General features: G+C 35.6%; 23 protein-coding genes, 1 pseudogene and 1 riboswitch. Of the genes and pseudogenes, 4 read left to right on the forward strand and 20 right to left on the reverse strand.

What is annotated here, in order from left to right; genetic code table 11:
* Positions 1-2: 2 nt before the first annotated feature.
* From lpdA to ACJ2A9_RS04715, 5 genes are all read right to left on the reverse strand, one after another.
* Positions 3-1,424: a dihydrolipoyl dehydrogenase gene (gene lpdA, locus ACJ2A9_RS04695; RefSeq protein WP_441420463.1), complete on the reverse strand. Its 1,422-nt coding sequence runs from the start codon at positions 1,422-1,424 to the stop codon at positions 3-5.
* 16 nt (positions 1,425-1,440) lie between these two features.
* Complete coding sequence (buk, locus tag ACJ2A9_RS04700) at positions 1,441-2,535, reverse strand: butyrate kinase (protein ID WP_441420464.1); 1,095 nt, start codon at positions 2,533-2,535, stop codon at positions 1,441-1,443.
* Positions 2,536-2,738: 203 nt separating this feature from the next.
* Positions 2,739-3,842, reverse strand: a complete 1,104-nt coding sequence (bcd, locus tag ACJ2A9_RS04705; protein WP_441420465.1) for a branched-chain amino acid dehydrogenase — start codon at positions 3,840-3,842, stop codon at positions 2,739-2,741.
* A 63-nt stretch (positions 3,843-3,905) separates the two neighbouring features.
* Entirely contained in the window at positions 3,906-4,808 is a 903-nt protein-coding gene (gene yqiS / locus ACJ2A9_RS04710) for a phosphate butyryltransferase (protein ID WP_441420466.1), read from the reverse strand.
* Positions 4,809-4,950: 142 nt separating this feature from the next.
* Positions 4,951-7,029 (reverse strand): sigma 54-interacting transcriptional regulator, encoded by a 2,079-nt coding sequence (locus ACJ2A9_RS04715; RefSeq protein ID WP_441420467.1) that lies wholly within the window; start codon positions 7,027-7,029, stop codon positions 4,951-4,953.
* 144 nt (positions 7,030-7,173) lie between these two features.
* Here ACJ2A9_RS04715 and ACJ2A9_RS04720 point away from each other — a divergent pair, with 144 nt between their 5' ends.
* Entirely contained in the window at positions 7,174-7,413 is a 240-nt protein-coding gene (locus tag ACJ2A9_RS04720) for a DUF2627 domain-containing protein (RefSeq protein ID WP_441420468.1), read from the forward strand.
* A 149-nt stretch (positions 7,414-7,562) separates the two neighbouring features.
* Here the strand turns inward: ACJ2A9_RS04720 and ACJ2A9_RS04725 are convergent, their stop codons facing one another.
* Genes ACJ2A9_RS04725 through steA form a run of 4 tightly spaced genes read right to left on the reverse strand, consistent with a single transcriptional unit; the run spans position 7,563 to position 10,629 of the window.
* Entirely contained in the window at positions 7,563-8,342 is a 780-nt protein-coding gene (locus ACJ2A9_RS04725) for a hypothetical protein (protein ID WP_441420469.1), read from the reverse strand.
* A complete protein-coding gene (locus tag ACJ2A9_RS04730; protein WP_441420470.1) occupies positions 8,339-9,010 on the reverse strand; it encodes a glycosyltransferase family 2 protein in 672 nt (223 codons plus the stop codon). Before ACJ2A9_RS04730 ends, ACJ2A9_RS04725 begins: the two co-directional genes overlap by 4 nt.
* A gap of 12 nt (positions 9,011-9,022) precedes the next feature.
* The gene (locus tag ACJ2A9_RS04735; RefSeq protein ID WP_441420471.1) at positions 9,023-9,487 is read right to left on the reverse strand and encodes a hypothetical protein; all 465 of its coding nucleotides are present in this window, start codon (positions 9,485-9,487) and stop codon (positions 9,023-9,025) included.
* Positions 9,487-10,629: a putative cytokinetic ring protein SteA gene (steA, locus tag ACJ2A9_RS04740; protein WP_441420472.1), complete on the reverse strand. Its 1,143-nt coding sequence runs from the start codon at positions 10,627-10,629 to the stop codon at positions 9,487-9,489. The genes ACJ2A9_RS04735 and steA overlap by 1 nt, the downstream gene beginning before the upstream one ends.
* Before the next feature lie 215 nt (positions 10,630-10,844).
* Positions 10,845-11,026, forward strand: a riboswitch (Lysine riboswitch).
* 140 nt (positions 11,027-11,166) lie between these two features.
* On the opposite strand from steA, the gene dapA reads away from it, so the two are divergent.
* Positions 11,167-12,054 (forward strand): 4-hydroxy-tetrahydrodipicolinate synthase, encoded by an 888-nt coding sequence (gene dapA / locus ACJ2A9_RS04745; RefSeq protein ID WP_441420473.1) that lies wholly within the window; start codon positions 11,167-11,169, stop codon positions 12,052-12,054.
* A 159-nt stretch (positions 12,055-12,213) separates the two neighbouring features.
* On the opposite strand, the pseudogene ACJ2A9_RS04750 reads toward dapA, so the two are convergent.
* Positions 12,214-12,306, reverse strand: a pseudogene (locus ACJ2A9_RS04750) (sporulation transcription factor Spo0A); the annotation flags it as partial.
* Between the two features lie 152 nt (positions 12,307-12,458).
* Complete coding sequence (locus tag ACJ2A9_RS04755) at positions 12,459-12,653, reverse strand: hypothetical protein (protein WP_441420474.1); 195 nt, start codon at positions 12,651-12,653, stop codon at positions 12,459-12,461.
* A gap of 325 nt (positions 12,654-12,978) precedes the next feature.
* On the opposite strand from ACJ2A9_RS04755, the gene ACJ2A9_RS04760 reads away from it, so the two are divergent.
* Positions 12,979-13,197, forward strand: coding sequence for a helix-turn-helix domain-containing protein (locus ACJ2A9_RS04760; protein ID WP_441420475.1), 219 nt, complete (start codon positions 12,979-12,981; stop codon positions 13,195-13,197).
* A gap of 6 nt (positions 13,198-13,203) precedes the next feature.
* Here ACJ2A9_RS04760 and ACJ2A9_RS04765 read toward each other — a convergent pair whose 3' ends face one another.
* From ACJ2A9_RS04765 to ACJ2A9_RS04780, 4 genes are read right to left on the reverse strand one after another with little or no spacing between them, the layout of a single operon-like run.
* The gene (locus ACJ2A9_RS04765; protein WP_441420476.1) at positions 13,204-13,398 is read right to left on the reverse strand and encodes a hypothetical protein; all 195 of its coding nucleotides are present in this window, start codon (positions 13,396-13,398) and stop codon (positions 13,204-13,206) included.
* Positions 13,399-13,414: 16 nt separating this feature from the next.
* Entirely contained in the window at positions 13,415-14,017 is a 603-nt protein-coding gene (locus ACJ2A9_RS04770) for a replication-relaxation family protein (protein WP_441420477.1), read from the reverse strand.
* Positions 14,004-15,185: an FtsK/SpoIIIE domain-containing protein gene (locus ACJ2A9_RS04775; protein ID WP_441420478.1), complete on the reverse strand. Its 1,182-nt coding sequence runs from the start codon at positions 15,183-15,185 to the stop codon at positions 14,004-14,006. The genes ACJ2A9_RS04770 and ACJ2A9_RS04775 overlap by 14 nt, the downstream gene beginning before the upstream one ends.
* A gap of 1 nt (position 15,186) precedes the next feature.
* On the reverse strand, positions 15,187-15,534 hold the full coding sequence (locus tag ACJ2A9_RS04780; RefSeq protein WP_441420479.1) for a hypothetical protein: 348 nt from the start codon (positions 15,532-15,534) through the stop codon (positions 15,187-15,189).
* Between the two features lie 347 nt (positions 15,535-15,881).
* Here ACJ2A9_RS04780 and ACJ2A9_RS04785 point away from each other — a divergent pair, with 347 nt between their 5' ends.
* Positions 15,882-16,118, forward strand: coding sequence for a helix-turn-helix domain-containing protein (locus ACJ2A9_RS04785; protein WP_441420480.1), 237 nt, complete (start codon positions 15,882-15,884; stop codon positions 16,116-16,118).
* A gap of 41 nt (positions 16,119-16,159) precedes the next feature.
* Here the strand turns inward: ACJ2A9_RS04785 and ACJ2A9_RS04790 are convergent, their stop codons facing one another.
* The 5 genes from ACJ2A9_RS04790 to ACJ2A9_RS04810 all read right to left on the reverse strand — a co-directional run bounded on the left by ACJ2A9_RS04790 (position 16,160) and on the right by ACJ2A9_RS04810 (position 18,530).
* A complete protein-coding gene (locus tag ACJ2A9_RS04790; protein ID WP_441420481.1) occupies positions 16,160-16,771 on the reverse strand; it encodes a stalk domain-containing protein in 612 nt (203 codons plus the stop codon).
* Between the two features lie 290 nt (positions 16,772-17,061).
* Positions 17,062-17,751, reverse strand: coding sequence for an N-acetylmuramoyl-L-alanine amidase (locus tag ACJ2A9_RS04795; protein ID WP_441420482.1), 690 nt, complete (start codon positions 17,749-17,751; stop codon positions 17,062-17,064).
* On the reverse strand, positions 17,748-18,134 hold the full coding sequence (locus ACJ2A9_RS04800) for a phage holin family protein (protein ID WP_441420483.1): 387 nt from the start codon (positions 18,132-18,134) through the stop codon (positions 17,748-17,750). Before ACJ2A9_RS04800 ends, ACJ2A9_RS04795 begins: the two co-directional genes overlap by 4 nt.
* Before the next feature lie 40 nt (positions 18,135-18,174).
* On the reverse strand, positions 18,175-18,384 hold the full coding sequence (locus tag ACJ2A9_RS04805; RefSeq protein ID WP_441420484.1) for a hypothetical protein: 210 nt from the start codon (positions 18,382-18,384) through the stop codon (positions 18,175-18,177).
* Positions 18,384-18,530, reverse strand: coding sequence for a hypothetical protein (locus tag ACJ2A9_RS04810; protein WP_441420485.1), 147 nt, complete (start codon positions 18,528-18,530; stop codon positions 18,384-18,386). The genes ACJ2A9_RS04805 and ACJ2A9_RS04810 overlap by 1 nt, the downstream gene beginning before the upstream one ends.
* Between the last annotated feature and the right edge of the window lie 13 nt (positions 18,531-18,543).

Below are 18,543 nucleotides of genomic sequence, written 5' to 3' on the forward strand. Positions count from 1 at the left end.
AATTAAGAGTGAATTGCCTTTCCATCAACAGCTAGTGCTGCTTCACCGATTGCCTCTGATAATGTCGGGTGCGGGTGAATCGTATGAGCTACTTCCCAATGAGTTGCATCAAGTACTTGTGCAAGGGCCGCTTCTGAAATCATATCTGTTACGTGAGGTCCAATCATATGAACACCTAATAAATCATCATTTTCTTCATTTACAACTAATTTCACAAAGCCATCTGATTCTCCAAAAACAAGAGCTTTCCCAATTGCTCTAAAAGAAAACTTCCCACTCTTAACTTTAAATCCTTTATCAATTGCCTCTTGCTCAGTTAACCCCACACTGGCAATTTCTGGATTACTATACGTACACTTCGAAACATGGAGATAATTAATTGGTTCAGGATTTTTGTCAGCTAAATGCTCGACCGCTACAATTCCTTCATGTGAAGCAACATGTGCTAGTTGTAATCCACCAATAACATCTCCAATTGCATAAATATGGGATTCTTTCGTTTGGAAATATTCATTCGTCTCAATAACACCATTCACTACTTTAATTTCTGTATTTTCAAGCCCGATACCTTCAACATTAGCAATACGGCCAACTGAAACGAGGAGGCGGTCAGCTGAATAGCTTTTTTCTTCGCCTTTATGCTCTGCTTTAATTATTACTCCGTTATCTTTGACTAATGTTTCTGGTAAGACCTTGGCATTTGTAACGATTTTTATACCTTTTTTCTTCATTAAACGAGTAGCTTCTTTGGAAATCTCATGATCTTCCGTCGGTAAAATTCGATCTGCATACTCTAACACTGTAATGTTTACACCAAAATCAGCCAACATTGACGCCCATTCCATTCCAATGACACCGCCACCAACAATAATCATTGATTCTGGCAGGGATTCCATTTGAAGGGCTTCATCAGATGTCAATACATACTCACCATCTGCTTCAAGCCCTGGAAGAACTCGTGGTCTTGAGCCTGTGGCAACAATGACATTTTTCGGAACAAGCATCTGATTTTCTTCACCGCTCTTCAATTCAACGGAAATTGTTCCAGGAGTCGGTGAAAAAATTGACGGTCCAAGAATACGGCCTGTTCCTTCAAATACGTCAATTTTTCCTTGCTTCATTAAATGCTGAACACCTTTGTGAAGTTGATCAACAATCTTCTGCTTTCGGCTTTGTACTTTTGAAAAATCAACAGTAACATCGTTGGCCAACACACCAAATTCTTCTGAACGTTTTGTTGTTGCATAAACTTCAGCACTTCGAAGTAATGCTTTACTCGGAATACACCCTTGGTGAAGGCAAGTTCCTCCCAGTTTCCCTTTTTCAACAACAGCAACTTTCAATCCTAGCTGCGCTCCACGTATCGCTGCGACATAACCACCTGTACCTGCACCTAAAATGACCAGATCGTATTCTTCTGCCATAAGAAATCCCCCTTAATTAAAGTAAACTATGCGATGGGTAAACTTTCGCTTCTTCTTCCCCTCGTAAAACTCTCAGACCGCCTTCAGCTAGTGCTTGCATTTCATCTTCCCCTGGATGAACAATCACATCAGCTATCCAGCTTACGCGCTCAATAATTGACTTCACAAAATCTTTTCCATATGCTAAACCGCCAGTTAAAACGATTGCATCTACCCTGCCTGATAAAACTGCACTAGCTGCTCCAATTTCCTTGGCTACTTGATAAGCCATAGCCTCATAGACGAGCTTAGCCTTTTCATTACCAGCTTCAATCATTTTTTCAACTTTCACGGCATCATTTGTACCAAGATAACCTACAAGGCCACCTTTACCAACAATTTGCTTCATCACTTCATCAGCATAATATTGACCTGAAAAACAAAGTGAAACGAGATCACCAGCAGGTATCGTACCGGCACGCTCTGGAGAAAATGCCCCTTCTCCATGGAGACCATTATTAACATCAATTACTCTGCCGTTACGATGAGCACCTACAGTAATCCCTCCACCCATATGTACAACGATTAATTGTAACTCTTTGTAATCCTTATCTAATCCGGCTGCCACTCTTCTAGCAACTGCCTTTTGATTTAAGGCGTGAAATATACTTTTCCGTTCAATTGAAGCAAAGCCTGATATTTTGGCAATCGGCTCCATTTCATCAACAACAACCGGGTCAACAATATAAGAGGATATGTTTAGCTGTGCAGCAATTTCATAGGCTAATATCCCTCCTAGATTTGAAGCATGTTCTCCAGAATATCCTTTTCGCAAATCAGCCAGCATGGAATCATTCACTACATATGTCCCGCCCTCTATTGGACGTAACAATCCTCCTCTGCCAACAACTGCATGAAGTTTAGAGATATTAATCCCCTCAACATGCAATGCTTCTAAAATGGTTTCTTTCCGAAAAGAATACTGATCAATAATATGTTCAAATTGATTAATGACTTCGCTGTCATGACGAATGGTTTTTTCAAATATCGAACGTTCATTATCAAAAACACCGATTTTTGTTGAGGTTGAACCTGGATTAATAGCTAATATGCGATATTCTCTCGGTTGCAAGAATCAAACCTCCAAATGATTAATTTAGAATTGAGAATTTTAAACTCAATTTATAATTTAGAATTTAGAATTAAAAACCTGCAACTCTTTGAAAGAGCTAAATAAAATTGTTGAAGTAGTTTCACAGGGACATGGCATCAAGTACATCTATGAAACCACCCTCAAACAATTCTACATTCTAAATTCTACATTTTACATTTGTTTTACCTGTTAATTCGTCGGCTTATAATACTGTGTGGATCACGCAAAAATTGTTTGCGTGACTTTCTTAATTTTTCAATTCTCTCTTCAGCCAAACGGTCAGCAGCTAAATGTGAGGCAATTTGATCACGCTTAGAGATCTCAAAAATCTTTAAAATCTTATCGTAAATAAGCTCTACTTTCTTTAGTGCGCGTTCACGGTTGTAGCCGTTTAATTCATCAGCAACATTGATCACTCCACCGGAATTAATAACATAGTCAGGCGCATAAACAATCCCTAATTCTTGCAGCATATCGCCATGGCGCGCTTCTTTTAATTGGTTATTTGCTGCACCAGCAACAACTTTTGCTTTTAATTGTGGAATTGTTTCATCATTTATCGTTGCACCTAGTGCACATGGTGCATAAATATCACAATCAACACTGTAAATATCGTTAATATCAACTGCTTTTGCACCAAAATCCTCTACAGCACGTTTTACAGCATCTTTATTAATATCAGTTACAATTAGTTTTGCACCTTCTTCATGAAGATGTTTACAAAGCGTATACGCTACATTTCCTACTCCTTGGACAGCAACTGTTTTTCCCTCTAATGAGTCTGTTCCAAATGCTTCCTTAGCAGCGGCTTTCATCCCTACATAAACACCATAAGCTGTTACTGGAGAAGGGTTTCCTGATGAGCCAAACGCCGGAGAAATACCTGTTACATAATCTGTTTCCTCATAGATTAAATCCATATCCTGCACTGTTGTTCCTACATCCTCAGCCGTGATATAACGACCATTTAGTCCTTGAATGTAACGTCCAAAGGCTCGAAACATTTCTTCATTTTTGTCTTTTCGCGGGTCACCGATAATAACAGTTTTTCCTCCACCTAAATTCAAACCAGCCGCTGCATTTTTGTACGTCATTCCTTTTGCAAGGCGTAATGCATCTTCAAAAGCTTCTTCTTCTGAAGCATATGTCCACATTCTTGTACCACCAAGTGCTGGCCCAAGAGTTGTATCATGGATACAAATAATTGCTTTTAATCCTGATTGTTGATCTTGGCAAACTACTACTTGCTCGTAATCATATTTCTCCATATATTTAAAAAGTTCCATGTCAGACTCCTCCTGTATTTAGCGTATAATCGCTAGATAAATGATCTCTTATTTTTCTCTCTTTTAGTAAGCAGAACGAACCGCTAAAGCAATCGAATACAATTTACTTTCTGCAGAATCTGCCCTTGATGTTAAGACAATTGGCGCCTTGGCACCTGCAATAATTCCACCAACTTTTGCATTTGCAAAGTAGACTAATGATTTATACAGCACGTTTCCAACTTCAATCGAAGGAACAAGCAAAATATCCGCTTGACCTGCAACATCGCTTTGTATTCCTTTATGTTGTGCAGCTTCCAGTGATACAGCATTATCAAGTGCAAGAGGACCATCTATAATACAATTTTTGACTTGACCCCTCTTATTCATTTGTGTTAATGCTGCAGCATCTAATGTAGCTGCCATATCCGGGTTAACAACTTCTACAGCGCTAACCGGTGCAACTTTTGGAGTTTCCACACCAATTTTCCTGGCAATCTCAACAGCATTTGTAATAATTTGCATTTTCTGTTTTAAATCCGGAGAAATATTCATTGCAGCATCAGTGATAAATAAAAGGCGTTCATATCCGTTAACTTCAAATGCGGCAACATGTGATAATACATTTCCTGTTCTTAACCCAAATTCTTTGTTTAGAACTGCTTTTAAAATTACGGCAGTAGCCACCATCCCTTTCATTAATACGTGTGCTTTTCCTTCATGCACAACCCGAACAGCGCTTTGGGCTGCTTCAGTGTCATCATGAGTATGAATAATTGTTATAACTTCTTGATTTTCATTGAGACAATTCCAATGATGGAGGAGAGATTTAATCTTTTCTTCATTTCCGAAAAGTATAAATGAAGCAAGCCCTTTTTCGACCGCTGCCGCTACTGCTGCAATAACTTCTTCATCATGTGCAGCCGCAACAGCCACTATCTTTTTCTGAAGGCCTTTTGCATCATCAATTAATTGCTCCAACTTCACTAAATCTCCACCTTTCTATGTTCACCTTTTATATATGCAAGACTCGTGCCAACTTCCCATAATCATGAAAGCGCTTAATTTACGCTACATTACCATTTAAATATCATCACACCACCATGCAATTTTTATCACATCGCGCAAATTATTGCATGCTATTATTTTCAATATTGTATTTTTCAATCTTATAATATAGATTGCGAATCGATACTTGTAACGATTTTGCAGTAGCAGTCTTATTACCTTTATTCTCTTTTAACGCTTGTTCGATTACTTTCTTCTCATATTCTTCAATCATTTCATTTAATGTACAGTCTTTGTTTGACAAAGTAATTTGATTGTTCACTTGCCCTTGTTTCATTTGTTGTTCATTCATTTGTAATGGCGGAATATGCCGCTTATCTATAAACATTTCATGAAAATGCATATAGATCATGGCTCGTCCTAAAACATTTTCTAATTCCCTTACATTTCCCGGCCATTCATATTGTTGTAAATGTTTAAGGGCCTCATCCGTAATCCCCTCAACATTTCGACCATAATCTTGATTAATTTTTGAAATTAAGTAAGAGCACAAGACCGGTAAGTCTTCTTTTCTCTCTCTTAAGGGAGGAATATGTATTGGTAATTTGTTAAGTCTATAATATAAATCTTCCCGAAATGAACCATCAATTATACCTTTTTCTAAATTAACATTCGTTGCAGCAATCACGCGCACATTAATTGGTATAGCCTTCGTTCCACCTACCCTGACAATTTCATTCTCCTGCAATACCCGAAGCAGCTTTGCTTGCGTATTACTAGAAAGCTCTCCTATTTCATCAAGAAAAATACTTCCTCCATTAGCTTCCTCAAAAAAACCTCTTTTTCCACCTCTTTTTGCACCCGAAAATGCTCCTTCTTCATACCCGAAGAGTTCACTTTCGAGTAATGTTTCAGATATCGCTGCACAATTGACTCGTATAAATTTGTTATACTTGCGGTCACTCGCATTATGAATCGCATGTGCAAAAAGCTCTTTCCCTGTTCCTGATTCGCCACGGAGTAACACTGTTGCTGGTGTTTTTGCACCTAATTTTGCTTGTTGAATAGCAAAGTTCATCTCCTCAGACCGGACAATAATATCATCAAATGTATATTTAGCCTCCAAAGTTCGAATGATTTGCCTTGCTCTTTCTAGCTCATCCGTTAATGATTTGATTTCCGACATATCATGAATGACACCGACACTACCTTTCAATTTGCCATCAACAATCACAGGGGCAACATTAACGACAACATCCCGCTTTTTCGGTCCGACTTTTAAGCGAACACCTCGAACGGGTTTACGCGTTTTTAACACGTGCATATGCATACTTTCTCCCTCGGAAATATCCGCTGTTGCCGGTTTTCCGATTACCTCAATAGGTGAAAGGCCCGTTAACCTCGAATAAGCAGGATTAATCATAAGACCATTTGCATTTTCATCTACAACCGAAATTGCTTCGTCAGATGATTGGATAATGGCTTCTAACATTGTTTGGATACTTTTTAAGTTTGTAACCTCTTCAGCCATGTTCACAATCTCTGTTATATCTTTAAAAACAGCTAATGCCCCGATAATCTGGCCTTTATTATCGATCATAGGCACTCGTGTTGTGATAATTTTACGGCCATTTTCTAAGATTTGCTTTTGGTTTGATTCTTCTTTTCTCGTTTCTAAAATTCTTGGTAATAAACTTGATGGCATGACTTCCTTAATAGATTTTCCAATCACCTTAGACCGCACTAAACCAGTCATTCGTTCTGCACTCTTATTCAATAATGTGATTCGCTCATTGTGGTCAATTGCCATCATTCCATCATGTGTAGAGTTCAAAATAATGTCCTGGGTTGTATAGTGCTCAGTTAATTTTGTTATTAACGCTTCTTTTTCTTCTATTAAATTAAAAATAAGACTGGCAACAGACGCAGGAATAAGAACTGTATTCGGACTGCAATGTTTAAGAATTTCATCAAATACCTCTTGCTTACCGGTAGCTTCAATGACAACATCAATTTCTTTAGTTAAGAGCTGTTTCCAGTTCGTATCGGATTTTATTCCTAATGTTCTTGCTAAAATCATTCCAGGGGCATCAATGTTGATATCTGAAACAGCAACAACATCCATCTTCCCTGCTTCTCTTACTATTTTTAATAGAGCCATTCCACCCTTACCAGCTCCAACAATCATGATATTCTTCATTTGATCACCCCAAAAAAAACTGCAATTTTTTGCATAGTTCTCCTTATCATCATACCGTTTTATTTGTAAGATGACAAATAGACAGTAAAGAAAAGTTCAGTTACAATAAATGATAGATATTTTATTAATGAAAGGGTTCTTACTATGCGTTTAATTGCGTTACTCGTTTTAGTCATCCCGGGATTTTTTGCAGGTTTAGGAATAAAGCTTATGCGCGATATATTCTTTAATGTCCTTCATTCACCGTTTCCAGCTTTATGGATCCAGTTCATTGCCGGTTTATTACTTTTTATTGGCGGACTAGCATTTATTGGCGGCTTCATCTTCCATCGTGACCGAAAAAGAAACAAAGTAGCACCAAGATTTCAAAAAAAACCACAATAAAAGCGATCCCAAAAAGATCGCTTCTTCATTTCACTTTCAACTTTCAACCCTAAACTCTAAATTCTAAACGCTAAACTGACTTCCAAGCATCCGCCCACACAATTCTTAATTCTTAATTCTACATTCTACATTTTAAATTTTACATTGTTTCAAGAAGTTCCCCACTTATCGATTCGCTTAATCCACGTCGTCTTTTCGATCCAATTCGTAAATGATATTTTTTCAGCTGTAATCGTTAAACCTGCATAGCAAATAACAAGCCCCCATTGTATAGTTGGTTCTACATGTGTGATTATTAGCAATGATAATATTGCTCCGATGGCCGTTGCCCCGTTATCTCCTAACATCGTCCATTTTCTCCCTTCAGCTATATAAAATAAGAGAGTAACCACAACTAAAAAGAACATCACCGAAAAAGGTAAGGAAAAAAACAAAGTAAGAAAAAAACCCACATGAAGAATCGTCAGTTTCCAAACCCGTAACGGTCGGGTATCAAATAAGTTCATTACATGTGGCGTCAATAGCAATAAGAATGAATAACGAATAAAAGAAAACCAACCATCTGGCTGTAGTAATGCAAGCATGAAAATTCCTGCACATATTGTACCGACGACCTTAAGCAGTCCGGTAGTCATTGTCCCTTTTTGTAAAAAAAGACGGAAATGCCCCTTCAATCCTTTCGGTGTTGGCAGGCCATAGCGGTCATCAATAAAACCTAATAACCAGATAATACTAATATAATACATATACTCCGGAGTCACTGATTCTATTGTAATAATAACTAACGCAGCTACAACAACCATCATCCCTAAGCTGTATGGAATTTCCTTCCCTTCAAAATTTCTAACTGTCCAACCCATTTTTCTATACAAATCATTCATTAAAAGGGCAATCACGATATAAAAGACTGTAATAACTAAGATAGTCATGAATTATACTCCATTTTCCGTAATGTCCGTTCCATCTCTAACCATTGTTTACCCCGATGAAAAAAACCAGATAAATCTTTCCCTGTTTCTCTATGATAAATATTTGTATCTGTCTCGATGACATTTGCACCAGCACTGATAAGGTCAATCGTCATCGCTACCTCGACACCATATCCGACATAACCTTTTTTCATTAATAGTTCTAGCCATTTTCTTTTAAATACCCTTTGACCTGATAGAGGAGCGGTTATCCATTGTCCGGTCTTTGAATAAATAATCTTCTGCGCTCTTCTCTTCATCATTCCAAATCCTTTTCGTTTAGGAGTTGGAAGTTTCCCTATTACACAATCAACAGTTGGATCACTCACTATTGGGTTGAGCAGCTTCTCCCCCTCGATGACTGAATGTGCGAGATCACTATCTAGACACATAATAAGGTCACCACTCGCTATCTTCCATCCTTGCTTAAGTGCATATGCCTTCCCAAAGTTACTTTGCAGATGAATGGTTTTATCACTATACATTTCAGCAATTATTGCCGTCTGATCATTACTACCATCATTAACCGTAATGATTTCATCTGCCCAAGAACAATGCGTCAAGCACTGCAATGTCTTTGGTAACAAATGTTCTTCATTATAAGCTGGAATAATCACACTCACTTTCACAGACATTGCCCCTTATTCGTCGTTTTTGTTTATATTCTCTTTCAAGCGTAATAGTGATACATAAAATTGATTTATATCCTTCTCTTGCTCTGGAATCATCTCAAGCGAAAGGTGTGGAATATCAGTCGGGAAGTCCATTTCTTCACCTAACGTAATAATAATCCCTTTATTTTGCAAGACAGCATCTAAGCTGTACATTCTCTCAGCTTCAATCCCAATGTGAGTTAATAACTGTGCAATCCCTTGATATTGCTCGTTTTTTGAAGGGATGAAAATATTCATTTGTTTTAATTCATCCTCTACAAATGTTAACCATTGCTCTTGTTGCTCTTGCAATTGTTTATTTTCCGATTGAATCGCACTTACATAGGATAATTGCTGGTCAGTTAACCACTGCTTGTCCATGGAAATACCTACGACGATTCCGATACAAAGAGTACATATTAATGTACCTATATGAACGAGGTTTTTTCTCATTAAAATACCTCCATCCTTAACCAATGCATGATAATTGAGACTAACAATTCGAATTTCGGATTGAATAATAAAACACCCATAAGTACAACAGCTGGCAGCAGAAATGGAATTGGCTCAAAAGCAGAAACATGTTTCTTATATAAGTGATGTACACCTTTAAGATCAATCACTTGATGTCCTGCCTTCATCCTTGTTAGAAGACTAGAACCCATTCCTTTTCTCCCTTTTTCCAAAAATTCATTCATACTAAGATGACTTCCAATTAAATAAATCATATTTGCTCCTGCACAATAAGCGCAAAGGAGGGCAACATCCTCACTCGTGCCAATGAAAGGTAAACGCTGAAAAGGTAACCGAGCAGCAGAAAGCCTTGCACTTGCAGGTGAATGTCCGTTTGGGTAACAGTGGGCAACAAGCGTGGCACCACAACGCAGTGCCTTCATACTGACTGAATCCATATCACCAATGATAAAGTCAGGCTTTAACCGAAATTTTAATAAACCATCCGCCCCGCCATCGACCGCAATAAGAACCATATTCTTTCCCTTTAAAAAAGGGCGTATCGCTCTTAAATCCTCTAAATAACTGCCACCCCTGGCAACAATTAGTACATCCTTACCCTTCATTTCCTTAAAGTCAACTAATTCTGGAAACCCTTTTATAAAATTCGTCAATTCCTTTTCTCCAAAAGAAAATGAATTTCGGACGAAACTTTCAAATTGTTGTGGAAATTTTTCTGTTGCTTTTTCCTTTAACTGTTCAACCATATTGATGTCATATTCTTTTAACGTCACATCTTTTTTCCAATATCTTTGTTTATCAAAAACAAATAATAAATTATTTGTTATTTTTATTTGTTTCCCATCAATATGAATCTCATCACCTTGTACTTGAAGATCAAAGACTGGTATATTCGACTTTAAAAGTAACTGCACACCATTATGATCAAACTCACCGGTCATTGATATCTTTAAATTAAGAACGGCTTGAACTTTCTTTTCAATCAGTGTCTCTGCTGCTACAACATCGATGTCTTCATGACTTATAACAGCAATACTTCTAGAAGGCAATCGCTCCGCTAATACTTTTGTTCGTTTTCCCTGGTAAGCAATTCCCTCAATCTCCTGTTGGTTATAAAACAAACCGATTCCCCCCTTTTGAGGATTTTCAGTTTTACATATATTCCTAAACGTAACTACACTTAGTATGAGCAACGAAATCCGTTTTCAACCAAATGAAGTTAAAATTGAAAGTAAATATCTTTTTAGTATTTTTCAAAAACCATTGCATTTCGTCTTAATATTTGTTAAATTATATACAAATTAATATTTTTCTTAACTTCAATTAGTACGTTTGAAGTGAGGATAGAGGTGCAAAGACCATCAGTATGCAATGGGAGGAGAATGAGCTCTTTTGATCATTGCTGAAAGGGGGCCTTTGCCGAAGCTTCAAGAACTCATTATTCTTGTTAGCTGGTTCTGTTATTGAATAAGTGCAGAACTGTCATATAGATCAACTATATGGAGGGCTATCTCACGCATAGAACAACGATTCCTATGCACCAATGAGATACCTCATTGGTGCTTTTTTATTTTTAAAACAATTATGAATATAAGCGGATTTAATTACTAATGACAAAGGATTACTAGAAAATACTAAACGAAATGAGGGAATTTTCAATGTGTTTTGGTCAAGTAGCAACAGCAATGGTTACCCCTTTTGATGTAAATGGTGAAATTGATTACAATGCTTGTGAAACTTTAATTAACTATCTTATTACGAACGGTTCTGATGCGCTCGTTGTAGCAGGAACAACCGGTGAATCGCCTACTTTAACGACAGAAGAAAAGGTTGAACTTTTTAGTTTTGTAGTTAAAGTTGTCAATAAACGAGTACCTGTAATTGCAGGTACCGGATCAAATAATACAAATGCATCAATAAAGTTAACAAAATTAGCAGAAGAAACAGGTGTCGACGGAATCATGCTCGTTGCACCATATTATAATAAACCTTCTCAAGAAGGGCTTTACCAGCATTTCAAAACAATTGCTGAATCAACAACACTACCTGTAATGCTATACAATATCCCAGGCCGAAGTGTTATTAACATTAATGTAGAAACAGTTGTCAGACTGTCACAAGTTAAAAATATTGTAGCAGTGAAAGAAGCGAGTGGTGATTTAGATGCAATGACCCAAATTATAAGTGAAACACCAGAAGATTTCAGCCTATATACTGGTGATGACGGCTTAACATTACCTACACTTGCCATAGGAGGCGTTGGAGTAGTATCAGTAGCCTCACATATCCTTGGGAATCAAATGCAAGAAATGGTCTCAAACTACAAGAATGGGAATGTAAAAACAGCAGCTCAAATGCATCGTGACCTACTGCCGATGATGAAAGCATTATTCGCTGCACCAAACCCAACACCGGTAAAAGCGGCATTAAATATGAACGGCATCAATGTAGGCAGCGTACGATTACCACTTGTTCCATTAAATGATATCGAAATGCAAACATTAAGAAACGCCATCCAACAAACAATCAAAGAAGCAGTAAGCTAAACTAAAAAAGCTCCCGGACGGGAGCTTTTCTTGACTATGTTACTACGTAATAGCCCATTGTCAGTTCGATCTATAGTACAGTGTACCGACACCGAAAAAAGCTCCCAATTTTGGGAGCTTTTCAACTTTCAACTTTTAACTCTATTCTCCCTTACCCTTTCAGCTTACCTTATGCTCAATCCGTAATTTATCAGCAACCATCGCGATAAATTCTGAGTTTGTTGGCTTCGCTTTTGAAACGCTTACAGTGTAGAGCCTTATGTACCAAGGGTTTGTTCAATTAACAATAATTATAATTTCTCTTATTTATTGGTATGGAATTTGTGTGTTTGTTGGTCAATAGCGTTAGTAATTTTCTATAATATAACACAGTTATCGAGAAATGGACAAGCATTAATTTACAATTATTCCTCTGTAATCTCCACATTCACATCATGCAAATCAACTTTGTGTCCTTTGCTATGTAGAAACATTTGCAACTCATGTAAATCTATATTTAACTCATTAACATTGTCCAAAGTATCCACTACATCACCGTCATGTGAAAATACTAATTTTAACTCCCCAAACGTCTTTTTCTTCTCAGCTACCATTGTCATCCTAAACCCTCTCCCTTTTAATTATTTGAATTATTACAAAACCTTTAACTATATTACAATAATACTACAAATTCCAAGTGATTAACTGAGGTTTTTATAAAAACAATGTTACAAAATATGGAATAATTAAAATCATTGTTAATAAAACTAATCCTCCAACAAATTCTAAGAACTCGTTAATTGTCATTATATATTAACCTCCTCAACTAATAACTTGTAGAGTTGTTATCTTGTTGAGTTAATAGTAACTCATTAAGTTATTAACGTCAAGAGTTAATATGTGATATAATTAAATTAATTAAATATTGTTTCGGTGGTGATAACATTGATTAAATTTAAACTTAATGAATTGCTTGAAAGTAAAGGTAAGACTATGTATTGGTTATCAAAAGAATCAGGTGTAAGACCTAATACTATATCTCAGTGGGTTAACGGTGATGTGAATTCAATTACTGTTGATACTCTAGACAAACTTTGTATTGCGCTTGAATGTGACATTTCTGATCTAATAGAACATAATAAGCCAGAAGAAAAGACTACCTAGAATAAACTAAGTAGTCTTTTTTAATTTAGCTATATAAACTTCATAGATATTTGGCTTTCTCACTTGCTCCTTAAATGATTTCTTCTCCATATCAAACTTGATCAATTGTTTAATATACTCTGAGAAGTTTTCTTGACTCAACGCATGATTCAATAGATGCTCTTCATCGGTGTCAAAACTAATCATCTTACGCTTAGTCATTTTAACACTCCCTTTATTACTTTAATGATTCAAGAAATTCTTTAACATTGCGGGATTGGAATACTTTAAATGGTTTATTTTCAACACTGTAACGAGTATCAGTAATAATCCAAATGTAAGGGAAATACTTTTTATCTTTTGGCTGCCATGTTTCATTCTCCCATATCATACTATCGAAAAATTGTTTATAACGTTCCATTTTTGCATCAAATACCTTTTTAGAATAGACTGATCTTTGTATTTCAACAAAGAAGGGCGCACCTTTCCATAACATGAAAATGTCTGGTTCAACTGTTCCTTTGTTACCATACTTAGGTTCTACATTGAAGATTGTTGGCTTATCATGTTTCCTTACATCACGATAAAATTGAACAATCTTCAAGAAGTGAGGTATTTTTGCTGAGTCATTTTTCATACCAGATTCAGCAGGTAAATAGATAAACTGTTGCCGATCTGTCACAGCTCTAATATGACCTTGTAACCTCATTCTTTTTAATACATTATTAGCTGTTGGAATAGGATATTTTAAATTAGAAAAATGAAGATCAACAATATCATCACGGGAAAGACAACGGAAACGATTTAAATCTTCTAGGATAGCTTTATCACGCTTTTTCATTATCCAACACCCCGAAAATATTCTTTTCACTTAACTCTCCCTTTACCTCATCAATTTGCTTCTGTTCCACTTCCTTCTTTATCTCTTCATCAGTTTTCTTATAATCCTTTAATAATTTTTCTAAGCCTTTTTCACTTAAATACGGTGCTTGCAATTCAACTAAATCATCATAATCAGGTATGCTCATTAAGAAACGACCATCACCAGCTAAATTTTCAGCACCCTTCATTCCAATTACACTTGCATTAATTCGATCTCTTGCTTTAAATCCCATAGTACACGTTAAATTACCTTTTAATCGACTATCAATGTTCTTCGAATCAGGTCTTAATAATGAAAGGATTAAATAAACTCCCAATGCTCGACCTCTGTTTGATATTTCAACTAAATATTCATCAATTTCCTTATCATTAGGTAAACTTGCTACTTCATCGATTGCAACAATGATAAATGGCTGCTTCTCTTTAAGTTGAGTAATATGAGTAACTCCTTCATTAAACATTAATTCCTGTCTACGTTCTAATTCATCATCAATCTTTTGAAGTAAAGGTTTTACGTCTTTACCTTTTACAACAATATCTTCTTTAACATGCTTTACATTGCGATAGAACTGAAACTCCACCATTTTCATATCAATTAACCATAATTCCAACTCTTCAGGAGAAAAATATTGAATTAGTGTTGCAAGTATTGACCTAACTTGTGTTGACTTCCCTGAGCCAGTAAAACCTGCTATCAATAGATGAGGATTTTCAACAAGATCAATACAAATAATTCTTCCATGTCTATCTATACCGCACGGAATTGGAATCTGACCTTCGAATGACTCAGTTAATTTTTCAAAATCCCACTTTAATTTTTTAGGATAACTTTTACCGAATATCTTTAAAGTAAATCGCTTATTCTCTTGTTCAATTTCTAAATTCTGTCCAAACTGTTGTTCAAACAACCACCGCTTCTTGATGACTTCTTTTGGATCTAATCCTAATGGAATGGAGAATACATAGGTCAATAACTGAGCCTCTTTATCAATCCCCACATAATGAATGATAGGAAGTATTAAATGAGTATTCTTTCCACTCTTATAAGTGAGATACAGCTCACCACTTCTAAATGCTTGTAATAACTTCCCTTTTGCTTTTTGCTTCTCTAAAAACCCTTTAATCACGTTACAGACCTCCTAATAACGGATTTGCAAAAACAAAGTATATTATCGCTCCAATCAGAATCAGTGGCATTAAAGTTTGAATCGTATTAAAAATTGAACTTGCTATCTTAGTAAAACCATTTGTTCCTAGATATTTTTCGATTGTTGCCATTCCAATTAACAATGTTCCAACGCTAATCATAAGTAGATAAGCTTTTGTTATCATTGGTGGTGGACTAAAAATTGAAGAAGGTGAAACAACAAATGGATTGTAAGCTAATGTAAATAATGGGATAGAATTAATGATTTTCTTTTGTTGTCTATATTCACCGCTGACAAATTCTCTGAAGTCAATCACCTGAGTTTTCAATTTTATTCCTCCCGAAAATAATTTAGGAAATTTTGATTTCCACGTATAAAACTAAATTCAAATGGGCATTGGTCGCCACTCGCTTCGCTCCCTCTTCCTCCCTTCTTTAAACAAATTCAAAATACCTATTAAATCAACGAAAAGTAGACTAATAATGAATTAACATTACTTCATTAGAAACTTAATTTTTAAATCAATTAGTTAATTAAGTAGCTGATTTATTATTAACTTATGCAGACTGCATGTACATGTTTCACCAAACTTAGTAATAACTTTCACCAAATTTGGTTTAAGATATCATTTCCTTGTCCATACTTTAGATAAAATAATATAGGAGATGATTTAAAATGTTTGGTTTATTTTTTGGAAAACCACGCTCAAAACTAGGTAAATTTTTAGATAAGAATGGAATATCACAAGAATGGTTAATAAAGAAATCAGGACTTGGAAGAAATACAATAAGTCGTTTATGCTCTGGTGATTCTGATCACGAACCTACTGCGCGAACTATAAAAAAGGTAATGAATGTGATACGTAAAGAAATAGATCCTAATGCCAAATCAGATGATTTCTTTGATATTTAAGCAAAAAAGCCCCATCCCAATTAAGGAATGAGGCTTGTTTTTCACTTTATTTTAACGTTGTTATAACGATAATCTTCAAAGTGTGCATTTAAAACTATGTTTATCGTATCTGCATTAACTGGTTTGAAGAAAATTACCGATTTTTCTGTGACACCTGGTTCAATAAAATCCTGAGCATGATCTACACCAGTTTCATAGTATCTATCAAAGTTAAAATCAATATCATAAGCGTATTGTTTTCCATTTGCTACGATTTTAGCAAGGCTGTCACCCGTCATAATTTCTTTACTTGAATTATTCGTGTATGTTACATACAACCTTAAAGAATCATTGTCTTGCTCAATTTTATCTATTTTGATTGTTACACCGTTTACTGTTTGGGAAAGATTAGAGTTAGATGGTGGTGTAGCTGTTCCACCTGAACTTGATTCTCCAGTAATTGTTACAGTTCTTGTTTTCTGATCCCAATTGACTTTTGCACCAAGCATTTCGGAAACTGCTCTTAGAGGAACATAGGTAACGCCATTTTCAATCTTTGCCTCAACATTTGTAATCTTACTACCATTAACAAATAAATTCACACCAGATGATGCCATAGTCCCTGCTGAAAAAGCTATAAGTAATGCCACTGTAAATAAAATAATCTTTTTCATAAATTTCCCCTCCTGTTTTTAGTAACAGGTAATTAGTTCTATTTTTATCCAGTAAATTCCTTCTTATAGTTGCTTTGTTCACAAAATTAAAAGCCCTTAGGTAGTAGTCTGGTAAACTACATACCTAAGGACGTGTGTGAAAATTGGTTAAACCAACTTTCTCCCTTGAATCGCTATTATTCAAAGGGTACTACTTTTAAAGGTTTTTGTCCTAGTGATAGAGGACAAATTAATCATAATAAAATTTCAGATAATTTGAAATAGTTTTTTTGTTACAAAAATGTGAACACTTACTTCATCTGCGCCAATCGATACAGCATAGTCCACATTTCCTCACGAGTCACTGTATCTTTTGGGCGTAATCCATCACTAATTTTATTATCAACTACCCACTTATGAGCCGTTTCAGCCCAACTACTTACAGTCTGATTTGTACTCACATTAACAACTCCTTTTTTCAATTGCTTACCAGTTACAGCTTCAGCAATCGCTATACAACATTCATTAAAGTATTTTTGATAAGCATCAGTATTTGACTTTGTATCCACGAAACAAACTTCAATAAGAATCGCTGGTTTATTTGTGTTATTCAGAAAGCCTAAATCCGTTCTTTTCTTAGCCCCTCTATCTCGAATTCCAATTGCTTCAGAAATCGCTGCGGAAACTTTAGCTGAAATTGATCTATTCCCATCACTCAAATATAAGACTTCAACTCCACCTATTTCTTTTGTTCCTGCGTTAAAGTGAATAGAAATATCTAAGTCACGTTGCTTGCTATTATGGTATCTAACAATAGTATTGATATTGTCTCTTACATTTCTAGACGTATCATCATGAAATTTATGTACAGTACAGCCTAATTGATTAAGATATTGAGCAACCTTATCAGTAATTCTCCTTGCTTCTGTAACCTCGTCTATATAACCTACAGCACCTCTAACATACTTACCATGTCCAGAACTGATAACAAAGCTATTCATTCCTTATCACCTTCTTTACCATTGCCAATTTTATTTGGATCAAAGTATTTTGTAAGAAACTTTAGATTGATACCTATACGACTGAAATTTTCAATAATACTCATACCTTCATACACTACAATTAATCCAACTCCAATTTTTATAATGTAACCACTTGAACCCATATAAGCATCGACAAAAACTAAAAAAGCTATAGCTACAAATAAGCCTACCTTCCTAATTATCCCTATGTAATTAATACTGCTGTTTATCTTTTTCTCTACAGCTGCCGCTAATAACCCTGTAATAATATCGAACAAAATAAATCCAAGTGCGATATACCATACATTCCCGACAACCATTGTAATATCAATTCCAGTTACTAAATTACTTGCTTGTTCCACTCCTCACCCTCCCTTTTAGACAAAAATAAAAAAGCCTTACTTATTCGGCTTCATCCAACAATAATTTAATTGCATCATATGACTTTTCTAATTGTGTCAACCTTTGAGTATGATGTTCAATCTCTCCAGTTGATCCATTCGCTTCCGCTTGCACTAAATCTAATTTCACTTCAAAATATTGTCTAGATAAGTTTTGCAGTCTATTGTTAATCATTTGTACACGAATATCTTTTTCAAGGTTTGTAATCATTATTTATTTGCCTCCTCTATCTTATTCATCTTATTATTTAAACCTATTAACTCATCAATCTGAACTGATAAAATAACGTTCTCTTTTTCTAGTTGCATAATCTTCAGTAATAATTTATCAATTACTTTATTTGCATCAATTTGCAATATTCTCATCTCC

The organism is Anaerobacillus sp. MEB173 (assembly GCF_052119505.1).
GTDB lineage: Bacteria > Bacillota > Bacilli > Bacillales > JBJMAU01 > JBJMAU01.

Coding starts and splice junctions, on each gene's coding strand:
- ACJ2A9_RS04735 (WP_441420471.1), bottom strand. CDS start 9,487: ATGAGAAAAAACCTCGTTCATATAGGTACATTAATATGTACTCTTTGT.
- lpdA (WP_441420463.1), bottom strand. CDS start 1,424: ATGGCAGAAGAATACGATCTGGTCATTTTAGGTGCAGGTACAGGTGGT.
- ACJ2A9_RS04715 (WP_441420467.1), bottom strand. CDS start 7,029: ATGAAGAATATCATGATTGTTGGAGCTGGTAAGGGTGGAATGGCTCTA.
- bcd (WP_441420465.1), bottom strand. CDS start 3,842: ATGGAACTTTTTAAATATATGGAGAAATATGATTACGAGCAAGTAGTA.
- ACJ2A9_RS04785 (WP_441420480.1), top strand. CDS start 15,882: ATGTTTGGTTTATTTTTTGGAAAACCACGCTCAAAACTAGGTAAATTT.
- ACJ2A9_RS04790 (WP_441420481.1), bottom strand. CDS start 16,771: ATGAAAAAGATTATTTTATTTACAGTGGCATTACTTATAGCTTTTTCA.
- ACJ2A9_RS04805 (WP_441420484.1), bottom strand. CDS start 18,384: ATGATTACAAACCTTGAAAAAGATATTCGTGTACAAATGATTAACAAT.
- ACJ2A9_RS04725 (WP_441420469.1), bottom strand. CDS start 8,342: ATGACTATCTTAGTTATTACAGTCTTTTATATCGTGATTGCCCTTTTA.
- ACJ2A9_RS04765 (WP_441420476.1), bottom strand. CDS start 13,398: ATGACTAAGCGTAAGATGATTAGTTTTGACACCGATGAAGAGCATCTA.
- ACJ2A9_RS04720 (WP_441420468.1), top strand. CDS start 7,174: ATGCGTTTAATTGCGTTACTCGTTTTAGTCATCCCGGGATTTTTTGCA.
- dapA (WP_441420473.1), top strand. CDS start 11,167: ATGTGTTTTGGTCAAGTAGCAACAGCAATGGTTACCCCTTTTGATGTA.
- ACJ2A9_RS04770 (WP_441420477.1), bottom strand. CDS start 14,017: ATGAAAAAGCGTGATAAAGCTATCCTAGAAGATTTAAATCGTTTCCGT.
- ACJ2A9_RS04755 (WP_441420474.1), bottom strand. CDS start 12,653: ATGACAATGGTAGCTGAGAAGAAAAAGACGTTTGGGGAGTTAAAATTA.
- ACJ2A9_RS04795 (WP_441420482.1), bottom strand. CDS start 17,751: ATGAATAGCTTTGTTATCAGTTCTGGACATGGTAAGTATGTTAGAGGT.